The sequence below is a fragment of the Micromonospora sp. NPDC049497 genome (genome assembly GCF_044465805.1).
GTDB lineage: Bacteria > Actinomycetota > Actinomycetes > Mycobacteriales > Micromonosporaceae > Micromonospora.
On the sequence record NZ_JBITMC010000001.1, the window covers coordinates 229,109 to 243,024 of the forward strand.

Annotated in this window: 10 protein-coding genes and 1 pseudogene; 7 read left to right on the plus strand and 4 right to left on the minus strand. The window is 72.9% G+C overall.

Features of this window, described 5'->3' with window-relative positions; all coding sequences use genetic code 11:
* Positions 1-11 precede the first annotated feature (11 nt).
* Entirely contained in the window at positions 12-1,568 is a 1,557-nt protein-coding gene (guaA, locus tag ACIBR0_RS01080) for a glutamine-hydrolyzing GMP synthase (protein ID WP_396711954.1), read from the plus strand.
* 7 nt (positions 1,569-1,575) lie between these two features.
* Here the strand turns inward: guaA and ACIBR0_RS01085 are convergent, their stop codons facing one another.
* Positions 1,576-1,962 (minus strand): PspC domain-containing protein, encoded by a 387-nt coding sequence (locus tag ACIBR0_RS01085; protein WP_396711956.1) that lies wholly within the window; start codon positions 1,960-1,962, stop codon positions 1,576-1,578.
* A 144-nt stretch (positions 1,963-2,106) separates the two neighbouring features.
* Here ACIBR0_RS01085 and ACIBR0_RS01090 point away from each other — a divergent pair, with 144 nt between their 5' ends.
* The 3 genes from ACIBR0_RS01090 (at position 2,107) to ACIBR0_RS01100 (ending at position 5,667) form a co-directional block, all read left to right on the plus strand.
* A complete protein-coding gene (locus tag ACIBR0_RS01090; protein WP_396711957.1) occupies positions 2,107-3,054 on the plus strand; it encodes an NUDIX hydrolase in 948 nt (315 codons plus the stop codon).
* A 377-nt stretch (positions 3,055-3,431) separates the two neighbouring features.
* Positions 3,432-4,352, plus strand: a complete 921-nt coding sequence (locus ACIBR0_RS01095) for an NUDIX hydrolase (protein WP_396711959.1) — start codon at positions 3,432-3,434, stop codon at positions 4,350-4,352.
* 394 nt (positions 4,353-4,746) lie between these two features.
* Complete coding sequence (locus ACIBR0_RS01100; protein ID WP_396712433.1) at positions 4,747-5,667, plus strand: CDP-alcohol phosphatidyltransferase family protein; 921 nt, start codon at positions 4,747-4,749, stop codon at positions 5,665-5,667.
* Positions 5,668-5,726: 59 nt separating this feature from the next.
* Here the strand turns inward: ACIBR0_RS01100 and ACIBR0_RS01105 are convergent, their stop codons facing one another.
* From ACIBR0_RS01105 to ACIBR0_RS01115, 3 genes and pseudogenes are all read right to left on the minus strand, one after another.
* Positions 5,727-6,980: a phosphatidylserine decarboxylase gene (locus ACIBR0_RS01105; RefSeq protein WP_396711961.1), complete on the minus strand. Its 1,254-nt coding sequence runs from the start codon at positions 6,978-6,980 to the stop codon at positions 5,727-5,729.
* A gap of 382 nt (positions 6,981-7,362) precedes the next feature.
* Positions 7,363-7,546 (minus strand): annotated as a pseudogene (locus ACIBR0_RS01110) (hypothetical protein); the annotation flags it as partial.
* Between the two features lie 118 nt (positions 7,547-7,664).
* Complete coding sequence (locus ACIBR0_RS01115) at positions 7,665-9,338, minus strand: PspC domain-containing protein (RefSeq protein WP_396711962.1); 1,674 nt, start codon at positions 9,336-9,338, stop codon at positions 7,665-7,667.
* 199 nt (positions 9,339-9,537) lie between these two features.
* Here ACIBR0_RS01115 and ACIBR0_RS01120 point away from each other — a divergent pair, with 199 nt between their 5' ends.
* From ACIBR0_RS01120 to ACIBR0_RS01130, 3 genes are all read left to right on the plus strand, one after another.
* Entirely contained in the window at positions 9,538-10,776 is a 1,239-nt protein-coding gene (locus tag ACIBR0_RS01120) for a PspC domain-containing protein (protein ID WP_357031596.1), read from the plus strand.
* Positions 10,776-11,462: a response regulator transcription factor gene (locus ACIBR0_RS01125; protein WP_357031593.1), complete on the plus strand. Its 687-nt coding sequence runs from the start codon at positions 10,776-10,778 to the stop codon at positions 11,460-11,462. The genes ACIBR0_RS01120 and ACIBR0_RS01125 overlap by 1 nt, the downstream gene beginning before the upstream one ends.
* Before the next feature lie 802 nt (positions 11,463-12,264).
* On the plus strand, positions 12,265-13,905 hold the full coding sequence (locus ACIBR0_RS01130) for an ABC transporter substrate-binding protein (RefSeq protein WP_396711965.1): 1,641 nt from the start codon (positions 12,265-12,267) through the stop codon (positions 13,903-13,905).
* The last annotated feature ends 11 nt before the right edge of the window (positions 13,906-13,916 follow it).

The window sequence follows — 13,916 nt, forward strand, 5'->3', positions numbered from 1 at the left end:
GATCTGCGGCCATGAGCACGCCTCGCCCCGTCCTCGTGGTGGACTTCGGAGCCCAGTACGCCCAGCTCATCGCGCGCCGGGTGCGCGAGGCGAAGGTCTACTCGGAGATCGTCCCGCACACCATGCCGGTCGCCGACATGCTGGCGAAGAACCCGGCCGCGATCGTCCTCTCCGGCGGCCCGTCGAGCGTCTACGCGCCCGGTGCCCCGCAGGTCGACGCCCGGATGTTCACCTCGGATGTCCCCGTGTTCGGCATCTGCTACGGCTTCCAGGCGATGGCCCAGGCCCTCGGCGGCACGGTCGCACGGACCGGCAACCGCGAGTACGGCGGCACCCCGCTGCGCCCCCGCCTCCTCGACCCCGGCGTGCTGCTGCGCGATCTGCCGGCCGACCTGCCGGTCTGGATGAGCCACGGCGACTGCGTGACCGAGGCCCCGGAGGGCTTCACGGTGACCGCCGAGTCGGCGGGCGCCCCGGTCGCCGCGTTCGAGGACCTGGCCGGGCGGCGGGCCGGTGTGCAGTTCCACCCCGAGGTCGGGCACACCGCCCACGGGCAGGAGATGCTCACCCGGTTCCTCTACGACATCGCGGGCATCGAGCCGACCTGGACGTCGGAGAACATCATCGACGAGCAGGTCGCCCAGATCCGGGAGCAGGTGGGCGACAAGGAGGTCATCTGCGGCCTGAGCGGCGGTGTCGACTCGGCGGTGGCCGCGGCGCTGGTGCACAGGGCCGTCGGCGACCAGTTGACCTGCGTCTTCGTCGACCACGGCCTGCTGCGGGCCGGCGAGGCCGAGCAGGTCGAGAAGGACTACGTCGCGGCCACCGGCATCAAACTCAAGGTGGTCGACGCGCGGGAGCGGTTCCTGGGCGCGCTGGCCGGCGTCATCGACCCGGAGCAGAAGCGCAAGATCATCGGTCGGGAGTTCATCCGGGTCTTCGAGGCCGCCGCCCGGGAGATCGCCGCGCACGGCGACGTCGAGTTCCTGGTGCAGGGCACCCTCTACCCGGACGTGGTGGAGTCCGGCGGCGGCACCGGCACCGCCAACATCAAGAGCCACCACAACGTGGGCGGCCTGCCGGAGGACCTGAAGTTCGCCCTGGTGGAACCACTGCGAACGCTGTTCAAGGACGAGGTCCGCGCGCTCGGCATCCAGCTGGGTCTGCCCGAGGCGATGGTCTGGCGCCACCCGTTCCCGGGCCCCGGCCTGGCCATCCGGATCATCGGCGCGGTCGACGAGGAGCGGCTCGCCGTGCTCCGCAGGGCCGACCTGATCGCCCGCCAGGAGCTGACCGCCGCCGGCCTCGACCGGGGCGTGTGGCAGTTCCCGGTGGTGCTGCTGGCCGACGTCCGCAGCGTCGGAGTGCAGGGTGACGGGCGCAGCTACGGGCATCCCGTGGTGCTGCGCCCGGTCTCCAGCGAGGATGCGATGACCGCCGACTGGTCCCGGCTGCCGTACGACGTCGTCGCCCGGATCTCCACCCGGATCACCAACGAGGTCGCCGAGGTCAACCGGGTCGTGCTGGACGTGACCAGCAAGCCGCCGGGCACCATCGAGTGGGAGTGAGCCCGGCTCACGCCGCCGGCGGCACGGTGGGCGGCGTGGTCGGGGTCGTCGGCGTCGCGACGGTCGGCGGCTCGGCCTGACTGGTCGGCCAGGTCGGCCCCACGACGGTCGGCGGCGTGGTCGCGGCGGGTGCGGGCTGCGGCGCGGTGCCCGTCGGGTGCGGCCAGGCGGGGGCGCCGGCCGGCTCCTCGGGCATCAGGAACCACATGATCGGGTACGCGAGCAGCGCGAGCCCGCCGGTGAGCAGGCCGCCGACGGCGAAGACCACCCGGACGAGGTTGGGGTCGACGGCGAAGTAGCGGCCGACCCCGCTGGCCACCCCGGCGACCATCCGGTCGTGGGTGGGGCGGCGGAGCTGCTTGTACGGGGCCTGGGGAGGGGTGGTGGTTGTCATGCCTCCACGGTCCGCGCCGGTGTCCCGGGCGACCTCGGTGACCGCCCGGATCCATACCCTGATGCGCCCCTGATCCGCGAGCATTGAGTCAGGAATCTGACTCTTTTCGATGGAGGTAACCCGGGACGGGGAGAATTTGGCTCCGTGACCACCTTGCTGGAGCCGCTCCGCAGGATCGCGGCATACGCAGTTTGTGCTGACTCAGTTGGCCGAGTGTTGCTGGTCCACGCATCGGAGCGCTCCGGCACCCCCGGCACGTGGTCGCTGCCCGGCGGGGCGGTCGACCACGGCGAGGACCCCCACCACACCGTCGTCCGTGAGACGGCGGCCGAGACCGGGCTTTCGGTCTCCGTCGCCGGCCTGCACGACGTGCTGGCCGACATGCGGGCGCTGCCCGAGCGGGGCATCACGATCCACACCGACCGCCTGGTCTACCAGGTCTCGGTGCGGGGCGGGACGCTCAACGACCGCGTGGACCGGCCCACGGACCTGGCCCGTTGGTTCACCCTCGACGAGGCCCGCGAGCTGCCGCTGCGCTCGTTCACGGCGCGCGCCCTCGGCCTGCCCGCCTCGTCGGCCGACATCGTCCCCGACGAGGCGCCGGAGTTTCCCTCCTTCTACGCGGTGCCGGGCCCGGACGGGCTGCACCGGGCGCAGCGCTTCGCCGCGTACGCCGTGGTGACCGACCCGGACGACCGGGTGCTGCTGACCCGGGTGTCCGACGGCTACCCGGGCGCGGGCTGCTGGCACCTGCCCGGCGGCGGCACGGACTACGGCGAGCAGCCGGGCGCGGCCCTGATCCGCGAGCTGGTCGAGGAGACCGGGCAGACCGGCCGCCTGGTCGAGCTGCTCGGGGTGGCCAGCCACCGGGACGCCGCCTCGCTCGGCCCGGAGGGCTACCCGATCGACTGGCACGGCGTCCGGGCCTTCTACCGGGTGGTCGTCGACCAGCCCGCCCCGCCCACCGTCGCCGACATCGGCGGCTCCACCTGCGAGGCCCGCTGGTTCGCCAGGGAGGAGCTCGGCGCCCTCCCCGCCGATCGCCTCACCGAGGTCACGGCCGAAGCCGTCCAAGCCGCCCGCCTCACCTGACTCCCATCCCTGCCTCGAGGCCGTCCTTTCCCGGCCGGTGACGTAGCCTCCGGGCGGTTCGCCTCCCACGCCGTGCGGTGATCCCGGTCCCCGGGACATGCGTGTGCGTCCGGCGGCAAGCGCCAGCGCTCTGTGCCGAGTGGAACTCCATGGCTGTCACGGCAGCCGGGTGACGTACATGACGTTCCACTCACCGAATGCGACATCGCCCTCCGCCGCGCCAGCCGGACCGACCGGCGCCGACGGTCCCGCGCGCCGCGCTCGACCGTCGACGCAGCGCGGCACGCCGCGCCGATCATGACGTTATCGTCAGGACACGGCGATCACGGGTTGACACCGTCGTGGTCGACGGATCGGGCGGGGGATTGGTGGGTGCCATGGAGGAACGGCGGCGGGTCGGGGCGTACGGGGTCGTCGGGGACCCGTCCGGGCGGGTGCTGCTCGTGCGGGGTTCGGCCCGGGCCGACTTTCCCGGGGTCTGGTCGCTGCCCGGGGGCGGGCTGGAGCACGCCGAGCACCCGGCGCACGCCGTCGTCCGTGAGGTAGCCGAGGAGACCGGGCTGACCGTCGAGGTGACCGGGCTGCGGTCGGTGGTCGCCGACGTCGTCCCGTACGCCGACCTCCGGGTGGCGCTGCACACCGACCGGCTGGTCTTCGACGTCATCGCCACCGCCGGGACGTTGCGCGACGAAGGGGACGGGACCACCGATCTCGCCCGCTGGCTGCGCCCGGCCGAGGCCGGTGAGCTGCCGCTGCTGCCCTTCACCGCCGAGGCGCTCGGCCTGCCGGTCACCCCGCTGCCACCGGGGGCCCTGCGTCGCCGCGAGCCGTTCGCCACCCCGCCGGCGGACCGGCGGCTGCGCTTCGGCGCGTACGGGCTGGTGACCGACCCGTCCGGGCGGGTGCTGTTGACGATGATCGCCGAGGGCTACCCGGGAGCCGGCCGCTGGCATCTGCCCGGCGGCGGCACCGACCACGGCGAGCAGCCGGTGGCCGCACTCCTGCGGGAGCTCGTCGAGGAGTCCGGCCAGCTCGGCCGGGTGGTGGACCTGATCGGCGTGGACAACCTGCACAACCCCGCCGCGCTGGGGCCCGAGGGCCGCCCGCTGGACTGGCACGGCGTACGGGTGGTCTACCGGGTGGCGGTCGACCTGCCCACCGAACCCGAGGTGACCGAGTTGGCCGGCGGCTCCACCGCCCGGGCCGGCTGGTTCACCCCGGAGCAGCTCGCCGACCTGCGCCTGACGGAGATCGCCGCCCGGGTGGTCGACGGTCGACCGCTCGGTTACCGTCCGTAGGCGTGGCCTCGCCCCACCGCGACTGGAACCGGACTTCCGGGCAGGCGGCACCCGCTCGGCGAGCCGGTACTGCAAGGGTCCGGTACATTTGGCGTGGGGTTGATGGAGGAAACGGGCGATGAAGCCCGAGATGGGAATAAGAGAGCGGTTCGCGCGGTTTAAGGGAGATATAAGTACCGCCGGCAGCTATCGCCAATCCCCGTACCCCTGTGCGATGGTGTACTCCGCAAAACGGCTGCCGGGTCAGATGATGGTCCGGCACGAGACAGCCGGACGCCCGCCCGGAGTGGCGGTCAACCGATCCGGTGATGGAGGAAACGTGCCGAGAGCCCCCTGGCGCCGGCGTCGTACCACTGACAGTCCGCGCCCCGCAGGGCGCCGCTGGGCGGGCCCGCTGCGCCGCAGCGGCACGTTCGCCCGGCAGGTGCTCCTGGTCCGGGTGGGCCGCCGCGACGGCGACCTGCGCGGAGCCACAGACCTGGCGCTGCCCGAGCACCGGTACACCGACCGGCCGCGTCGCCGGTACGGCCTGAGCCGTTACGAGCGGGCCCAGGTCGACGCGGTCGTCCCGGTCAGCCCCGCCCTTGGCCCCGTCACCCCGGTCGACGACGACACGGCGCGGTCGATCCCGCTGCTGCCCGGTGAGCGGACGATGGCCCGCCGGATGAAGTTCGCGCTGGTCAACGCCTGCACCCTGGCGAGCCTGATGCTCGGCATGCTGGCGATCTTCCTCGCCATGCAGGGCGAGGCCCGGATCGCGGCGCTGTGCCTCATCGCCTGCGTCGCCTTCGACGGCCTGGACGGTGCGCTCGCCCGCAAGCTCGGCGTCGCCAGCCCGTTCGGTGCCCAGATGGACTCGCTGGCCGACATGTGCTCGTTCGGCCTCGCCGCCCCGGTCGTGGTCTACGCCTCGCTCGCCGGCTCGGTGCCCCCGGCCGCCGCCGCCGTCGCCTGCGCACTCGTCGCGGCCTGCGCCGCCATCCGGCTCGCGCGGTTCAACGTCTCGCCGAAGGACGGGCGCTTCTTCTGTGGCGTGCCGACCACCATGGCCGCCGCCGTGCTCGCGCTGACCGTCGCCATCGGCCTGCCGATCCCGGGGCTGGTCCTGGTCACCGGGGTGGGCCTGCTCGCCTTCGCGATGGTGTCCAGCTTCCCGTACGCCAAGCTCGCCCGGCTGGTCAAGCTCCCGCCGTGGGTGTGGCTGGCCCCGGTGGTCGGCGCCCTGGTCGACGTCCGCGTCACGTTCGCCCTGATCGTGGTCGGCTACCTGGTCAGCGGCCCGGTCCTCTGGCTGCGCCAGCGCCGCACCGCCTGACCCCGTACGCAGAAAGGGGCGCCGCGACGATCGCGGCGCCCCTTCTCCGTCCGCGGACCTCAGCGCCAGCGGGCGATGACCGTTGAACCACCGACCACCTTGTCGCCGGGGCCGACCAGCGGCTCCGCCGCCTCGGCGGGCAGGTAGACGTCGGTGCGCGAGCCGAACCGGATGAGGCCGAAGCGCTCGCCCTTCGCCAGCAGCGCGCCGATCGGCGCCCGCTGCACGATCCGCCGGGCGATCAGCCCGGTGCGCTGCGCCACAACCACCGTGCCGCGCGCGGTGTCCAGCACCGTGTACGCCGCCACGTTGTGCTCGGCGTCCGGCTTCATCGCGTTGACGAAGCCACCGTCGGCCACGAAGTAGTCGACCACCTTGCCGGCCACCGGAGCACGGTTGACGTGCACGTCGAGCACCGACAGGAAGACCGCGATCCGCAACCACTCACCGTCGCCGAAACGCTCGTCGTGCAGCCGCTGCACCGACAGCACCTGGCCGTCCGCCGACGCGACCACGGCCGACGGGTCCTCCGGCACGTCCCGCTGCGGGTCGCGGAAGAAGGCGGCCACCGGGGCGGCGGCCAGCGCCGGAAGCAGCCACAGCTTCGAGCTCGGTCGGGTCAGCCGGGCCAGCGCGGCCAGCCCGAGCGTGATGCCGGCGGCGGCCACCCCGTTCGAGTCGATGTGCATGCCGCGGGTCAGCGGGACGCTCGACGGGCGGTACGCCGGGGCGAGCCGGTCGGCCGCGGCGGCGTCGGCCGGGGTGAAGCGGAGCCGGTGCACGCGCAGCGGCGGCGTGTTGCGCAGCACCAGGTCACTGCCGACCCCGTAGAGCGCCCCCTGCCGATCCAGCTCGGCCGCCGCTCCGGCGGTACGCCCGGGCGTGGCCGTCGTCGCGACGCTCAGCACGGCGCCGCCGGTGAGGTACTTCGCCAGCTCCCCCACGACCGCGCGGGTCTCCTCGGGCGTGCCGGTGAACGGCTCGCCCGCGACCACCACCGCAGCGGGCTCCGCCTCGGCGAGGGTGTCGACCACCCGGACCCGCTCGGCGACCCAGCGTCCCTGCGCCGTGACGTGCTCCCGGAGCAGCCGGGCGTCGGTCGAGGCGGCCGGCACGAGGGTGAGCGTGTCGCCGGGCAGCAGCCCGTCGATCGCCGCGGCGAGCACCGCGGACTCCGGGGTCGCGCCGACCAGCAGGGCGGACTTCGGGTCGTTCATCCGGGCGAGCTCGGCGACGAGGGTGCGGGCGGCTCGCTCGCCGATGCGGACCGGACCGGACCGGCCGGAGGTGCGCACGGCGGGGGACTGCGTCATGTCGGTCGGGCTCCTGACGAAATGGGGACGAGATCGCGGCGGGACCGCCCCGACCGGCGTCGCTGCGCCGGAGGCGGCCCGGCGGCGCGGGCCGGGCCGGCGGAGGCGGGTCTCCACCGGCCAGCATAGGCGGCTTCGGCGGGGGTCGGCACCGCCGCAGGTCAGCTCGGGGGACGCTCCCGGTCGTCGGCGGACGGCAGGATGGGCCGCTCGTCGGTCCGTTCGTCGCGGTCCGTGGGCCACTCGTCGGCGCGTTCGTCGCGATCCGTGACCGCCTCGGTGGGCCACTCGTCCGCCCGGTCGTCGTGGTCGGTGACGGCCTGCGAGGGCCACTCGTCGGTGCCCGGAGCCGGCGTGTCGCCGGACGGCGGCCCCACCGCCCGCCGCGCCGACCGCAGCGCCCCCACCAGCCCCAGCACACCGACCACGAGCAGGGCGCCCGCCAGGAACCAGCCGACCGGCGGCAGGACGAGCCCCAGGATCTGGGCCACCAGCCACCAGACGGCGAACCCGAGGAAGAGCAGGCCGAAGGCGAGGGACACGAGGTCGGTGCGGTGGGCCCTCACGGGGTGGTCTCCTTCGTTCGCGACTGCGGGGCTCGCAACCCCGGCTCACTCCTCGCGCTCACCGGGCTCTTTGTCGTTCGCGACTGCGGGGCTCGCAACCCCGGCTCACTCCTCGCGCTCACCGGGTCACCTCCAGATTGCCGGCGTTGACGTGGATGAGCAGGCGGAGTGTGCCACCGCCGGCGCCGTCGGCGCCCAGGTCGGTGGTCTCCCGCAGGGGTCCGTCCACCCCCCGCGCGCGGTCGTCCAGCGTGCGGTAGCGCCGGCCGAAGACGGTCGCATCCCCGGCGTTGACGTCGGCCAGCGTGGTCACGTCGACGTTCGGAGGCACCACCACCGTCGCCTCGCCGAAGTTGATCGCGACGGTGATCTCGGTGGTCTTCTTGTCGAAGTCGACGGCGCGCAGGTCCAGGACCGCGTCGCCGAAGCTGTTCTCGTACCGGGTGGCCAGCTCGGTGTGGCTGGTCGGTGCCCAGGTCACCGCGCCGTCCACGCCCCGGATCCGGTCGTACGACTCGGCCACGGTGGCCACGGCCAGGGCGGCGGACGTGACCAGGCCCAGCGCGATCAGCCAGCGTGCCCGACCGAACCAGGTGCCGACCAGCAGGCCCAGCCCGATGGTGGCCAGGGCCGCCGCGAAGTACGCCGAGGCACCCATGTCGAAGACGTGCAGGAGGTCGAGAACCGCCACCGTGCCCAGGGCGAGGAAGATCAGCGAGAAGGTGACCGCACCCAGCGGCGACCGTTCCCGGGGCCGCTTCGGCGGCTTGACCGGTGGTGGCGGTGGTGGCGGGACCGGTCGCCCGGCGTACGGCCCGTACGGGGCGAACGGTGGCTGGTAACCGGAGCGGGCCGGGGGAGCGCTCACGGGAGGAACGACGGGTGTGCCGGTGACCGGTGGCGCGGGCCAGCCGGAGGTGGGGAAGGCCGGCGCCGGCCAGCCGGGGGTCGGTGCGCCGGGCGGAGCGGCAGGCGTGGGCTGGGCCGGCAGTTCGGCGGTCGGCTCGGTCGGCGTACCCGGGACCGTCGGCGGGGCGGGCACGGCCGGGGCGGCGAGCGGGTCGGCGTACGCCCACGGGGTGGCGGGCGCGGCGGCCGGCGGCGGCGCGGCGGCCGGGCCGGGGTAGGTGACCGGGGGGATCGGACCCGGAGGTGCGGCGGCAGGCCCCGGAGGCACGGCGCCGGCCGGCGGGCCAGGCTGCCGGTCGCGGTTCTCACGGTTGAGCAGCAGCGAGCCGCCCACCAGGATCGTCGCGCCCAGCAGCAGCGCGCGGAAGGCGTCGGTGACGATGTACGCGAAGCTGACCGCGACCAGGATGCTGAGCACGATCACGGTGACCGGCGACATGCTGGACCGGCCCCGACCCAGCATCGACTCGACCGGCGAGGCGCTGTCGCCCTCGCCGGGGATGATCAGCCAGGCGGTGACGTAGACCAGGATGCCGATGCCGCCGAAGAAGCCCAGCACCGCCAGGAGCACGCGCCACACCACCGGGTCGGTGTTGGTGGCCCGGCCGATCGCCGCGCAGACGCCCGCCAGGTAGCGGCCGTCACGGGGACGCACCAGCCCGTACCGGGAGGTGAAGCCGGCGCCACCGGGCGGAGGCGGCGGGACGGCGGTCGGCGCGGCGCCCTCCGGCGGTGCGGCCCCGCCGGTGGCGTCCGCGCCCGGGAACCCGGCGGCGGCCGGTGCCGCGACCGGCGGGGCCGCACCGGGAGTCGGTGTCGCCGGTGGCGGTCCGCCCGGCTGTGCCGCTCCCGGGGCCGGGGGCTGGGCAGCTTCGTCGTTCATGCCCCGATCCTGCTCCCTGACCGGCCCCGCCGGCCTCAGGAGGGGACCCTGACCCCACCCTGAGATACCGGAGGGCCGAATGTCGGGGGCGTCCCCGTGGTCGGGGGGCCGGCCGGCGTGTGACGATCGAGCCGGCGCCGGCAGCGGACTGTTGCCCGCGCCGTACCCGCCGTCACCAGGGGAGCCTCCGATCAGCGCCGTGACCCAGCCACCACGCCTCTACCGCGCCCCCGAGCACCGGATGGCCGCCGGTGTGGCCGCCGGGATCGCCGAGCATCTCGGCATCTCGGTCCTGCGCGTGCGGGTCGCCTTCATGGTGCTGCTCGGGCTCAGCGGCCTCGGTCTGCTGCTCTACGCCGCCTTCTGGGCGGTGGTGCCGCTGCGTCCCGGCGACACCACCGCGCCGCCCCGGCGCGATGTCGGCCAACTGCTTCCGTTCGTGGCGATCGGACTGGTCGTCCTCGTGGTCCAGATGGTGGTCTTCGACTCGATCGGTGCGACCGGCACGGCCGGCTGGCTGGTCGCGATCATCGCGGTCGGCGCCGGCGTGATCTGGCACCAGTCCGCGCCGGAACGCCGCCGCCAGTGGGGGGACTCCATGCCGGTGCCCTGGCTGGGCGCGGTGGTGGAGGAGAGCGACCGGCGGGCCTTCGTGCTCCGGTTCATCGGTGGCGGGGTGCTGGTCGCCGTCGGCATCATCGGCGTCGCGGCGGTCTACTCGCCGGCGCAGAACTTCGACGCCGTGCTCAACGGCGTGATCTTCGCGCTGGTCGGGCTGGCCGGTGTCGGTGTGGTCGCCGCGCCGGTGCTGTGGCGGACGTACAACCAGCTCCGCTCGGAGCGCGAGGGGCGCATCCGCGAGCAGGAACGGGCCGAGCTGGCCGCCATGGTGCACGACCAGGTGCTGCACACCCTCGCCCTGATCCAACGCAACGCCGGTGACGTCAAGACCGTGCAGCGGCTGGCCCGGGGGCAGGAGCGCTCCCTGCGCAACTGGCTCTACAAGCCCACCGCCTCGCCGAACGAGCGGTTCGCCGCGGCGTTGGAGCAGGCCGCCGCGGAGGTCGAGGACACCTACGCGATCACCGTCGAGGCCGTCGTCGTGGGTGACCGGGAGACCGACGAACGGGTCGGCGCGCTGGTCGCCGCCGCCCGCGAGGGGCTGGTGAACGCCGCGCGGCACGCCGGGGTGCAGACCGTCTCGCTGTACGCGGAGGTCGAGCCCGATCAGGTCAGCGTCTTCGTCCGCGACCGGGGCAAGGGCTTCGACCCGGATACGGTGGAGGACCACCGGCACGGCGTCCGCGGTTCGATCATCGGGCGGATGAAGCGGCACGGCGGCCGGGCGGAGATCCGGTCCGGGCCGGGGGAGGGGACCGAGGTCCGGTTGATCCTTCCGATCAGCAAGGACCAGGCCACGGCGGAGAGGGACAAATGATGGGCGAGCTGTCGATGGAGCCGACCGAGGGCGCGGGTGCGGGGCCGGAGCGGCTGCGCGTCTTCCTCGTCGACGACCACGCCATGTTCCGGGCCGGGGTCCGTGCCGAACTCGGCGCCCACGTCGAGGTGGTCGGCGAGGCGAGCACGGTGGCCGAGGCGGTCACCAGGATCGCCGCGACGCAGCCCGACGTGGTCCTGCTCGACGTGCACATGCCCGACGGCGGGGGGCGTGCGGTGCTGGACGCCATGCGGCGTACGCACCCGCAGGTCAAGTTCCTGGCGCTGAGCGTCTCGGACGCGGCCGAGGACGTGATCGGGCTGATCCGGGCCGGTGCCCGGGGGTACGTCACGAAGACCATCTCGCCGGACGAGTTGGCGGCGGCGATCCGCCGGGTGGCCGACGGTGACGCCGTGTTCAGTCCCCGGCTGGCCGGCTTCGTGCTGGACGCCTTCGCGGCCCGGCCCGACGCCCCGGTGGCCGATCCCGAGTTGGACCAGCTCACCAACCGGGAGCGGGAGGTGCTGCGCCTGCTCGCCCGGGGATACGCCTACAAGGAGATCGCCAAGGAGCTGTACATCTCGATCAAGACGGTCGAGACGCACGTGTCCAACGTGCTCCGCAAGCTCCAGATGTCCAACCGGTACGAGTTGTCCCGGTGGGCGGCGGACCGACGCCTGGTGTGATCCGCCGACCGACGTGACGTCATGACTGTCGGTGACGTCGATGGCAGGTTCCTGTCCGGCCGGCGGCGTACCGGACCCCCGCACGACCCACGGCTCCGGTCCGGCCGCGAGCAGGTCTCCGCACGCGTTCCGGTGCAGGCGTCCGGGGTGGATCACGCACGTCGCCGGCTCCTCGACAGCCACGTGATCCGGTGGCGGGCCTGGCCGGGTGGTTCCGCCGACGCGGAGGTGCGCTGGTCAGCACCCCGGTCGGGCGGAGCCGGCGGATCGTCCCGCCGCCGGGCGGGCGTCGCGGTCAGCGTGCCGTCCGGGTAGCGGTGGCAGCATCGATCCGCCCGACCCGACCGCCACGGGGTCGGCCCGTCGCTCCTCCGCCCGGCGCCCGCACCACCTCGACGCGGGAGCGTCGTCGCAACCACGTAGTAACTCTGCGTGATCAAGAGTGCCCACGTCGCTGCCCGCCTCCCCCCGGTGGCGACGGGTGTCCGCACAGCCGAAGTCGACATCGTCCGGACGGGCGAAGGTGGCGGGCGCCCGGCGGACGTCGGCCAGGGGCGTGGCGGAGCGTGGGAACGCCACGCACGCCGATCGTCCTCGCGGTGTGAGCGCTCGCGAGGAGCGTTCGCGCAGGTCCTACCACGCCTCGGCGGGCGGCGACGACTCGCCTCGGCGTCGATGTCGGCACCGTCCCGGCCGGGTATCGGGTTGATAACACGCCTTCCCGCCAGGACGCATCGGGTGTCACAGTTGCAGGCACCTCACAACCCCCTCGTGAGCTGAGCGCCCTTGAGGAGGCACTCCCATGCGCGGGAAATTCCTGAAGGTGGCGGTCGCGGCGACCGCCATCACTATGTTGGCCACCGCATGCAGCGGTGGCGGCGATGACACGGCCGACGAGGCCGGTGGCAAGGCCGGTGGCGAGCTTCGCGTCTACGCGTCGGAGCCGGCGTTCCTGCTGCCGTCCGCCGGTGACGACGAGCCGTCGCTGTACGTGATCCGGCAGCTCTACCGCGGTCTCGTCAAGTACAACACCGAGACCGGTGCTCCGGAGAACGACCTGGCCGAGTCGATCGAGTCGACCGACCAGAAGGTCTGGACGATCAAGATCAAGAGCGGCTACACCTTCGACAACGGTGAGCCGGTCAACGCGGACGCCTTCATCCGCTCGTGGAACTACGCCGCTTACGGGCCGAACGCCCAGAACAACGGCTACTTCATGAAGCGGATCGCCGGCATCAAGGACGTCTCGTCCACCGACCCGGACGGCGAGGGCCCGAAGAAGGCTCCCGAGCCGAAGTCCAAGGAGCTCTCCGGCCTGAAGAAGGTCGACGACCTGACCTTCACCGTCGAGCTGGACTCGCCGTTCTCCGGCTTCCCGACCACGATCGGCTACCCGGGCTTCTCCCCGATGGCCAAGGCGTGTGTCGACGCTGCCGACAAGTGCAACGAGACGCCGATCGGCAACGGCCCGTACAAGATCGAGGGCAGCTGGCAGCACAACGTTGCCATCAACCTGGTCCGCAGCGACAGCTGGAAGGGTGAGCCGGGCAAGCCCGACAAGATCACCTACCGGATCTTCGCGGACGTCGACGCCGGTTACGCCGCCTTCCAGGCCGGTGAGCTGGACGTGATGTACACCCTGCCGCCGGCGCGGTACAAGGAGGCGAAGTCGACCTACGCCGACCGCCTCTTCGAGCAGCCGGGTGACAGCTTCACCTACGTCGGCATGCCGATGTACCAGCCGGAGTTCCAGAAGAAGGAGATCCGCCAGGCGCTCTCGCTGGCGATCGACCGGCAGTCCATCATCGACGCCGTCTTCGACGGCCGGTTCACCCCGGCCACCGGCTACGTCGCGCCGTCCTTCCAGGGCGCTCGGGACAACGTCTGCCAGTACTGCAAGAAGGACGTCGAGAAGGCCAAGCAGCTCCTGCAGCAGGCCGGTGGCTGGCCCGCCGGCAAGAAGCTGACCCTGTGGGCGAACGCCGGTGCCGGTCACGAGAAGTGGCTGCAGGCGGTCGGCGACCAGATCAAGGCCGCTCTGGGCATCGACTACGAGCTGAAGGTCAACCTGCAGTTCGCCGAGTACCTGGAGACCGCGGACAGCAAGAAGTTCACCGGTCCGTTCCGCCTCGGCTGGGGCCCGGACTACCCGTACCTGGAGACCTACCTGGCTCCGCTGTACAGCACCGGTGCGGACAGCAACAACTCGACCTTCAGCAACGCGCAGTTCGACGAGCTGCTGAAGCAGGGTGACGCCGCCAAGAACATCGACGAGGCGATCCCCTTCTACCAGAAGGCGGAGGACATCCTGGTCGAGGAGCTCCCGGTCATCCCGATGTGGTGGAGCAAGACCGCGGCGGTCTACGGCGAGAACGTGGACAAGTTCGTCTGGAACCCCGTCGCTGACGCTGATTACGGTTCGACCTCGCTGAAGCAGAACTGAGCTTCAGAGTC

What these genes read in the sequence shown, in the direction of transcription:
- ACIBR0_RS01130 (WP_396711965.1), top strand. Translation starts at nt 12,265, where the DNA reads ATGCGCGGGAAATTCCTGAAGGTGGCGGTCGCGGCGACCGCCATCACT.
- ACIBR0_RS01115 (WP_396711962.1), bottom strand. Translation starts at nt 9,338, where the DNA reads ATGAACGACGAAGCTGCCCAGCCCCCGGCCCCGGGAGCGGCACAGCCG.
- ACIBR0_RS01095 (WP_396711959.1), top strand. Translation starts at nt 3,432, where the DNA reads ATGGAGGAACGGCGGCGGGTCGGGGCGTACGGGGTCGTCGGGGACCCG.
- ACIBR0_RS01105 (WP_396711961.1), bottom strand. Translation starts at nt 6,980, where the DNA reads ATGACGCAGTCCCCCGCCGTGCGCACCTCCGGCCGGTCCGGTCCGGTC.
- guaA (WP_396711954.1), top strand. Translation starts at nt 12, where the DNA reads ATGAGCACGCCTCGCCCCGTCCTCGTGGTGGACTTCGGAGCCCAGTAC.
- ACIBR0_RS01085 (WP_396711956.1), bottom strand. Translation starts at nt 1,962, where the DNA reads ATGACAACCACCACCCCTCCCCAGGCCCCGTACAAGCAGCTCCGCCGC.
- ACIBR0_RS01125 (WP_357031593.1), top strand. Translation starts at nt 10,776, where the DNA reads ATGGGCGAGCTGTCGATGGAGCCGACCGAGGGCGCGGGTGCGGGGCCG.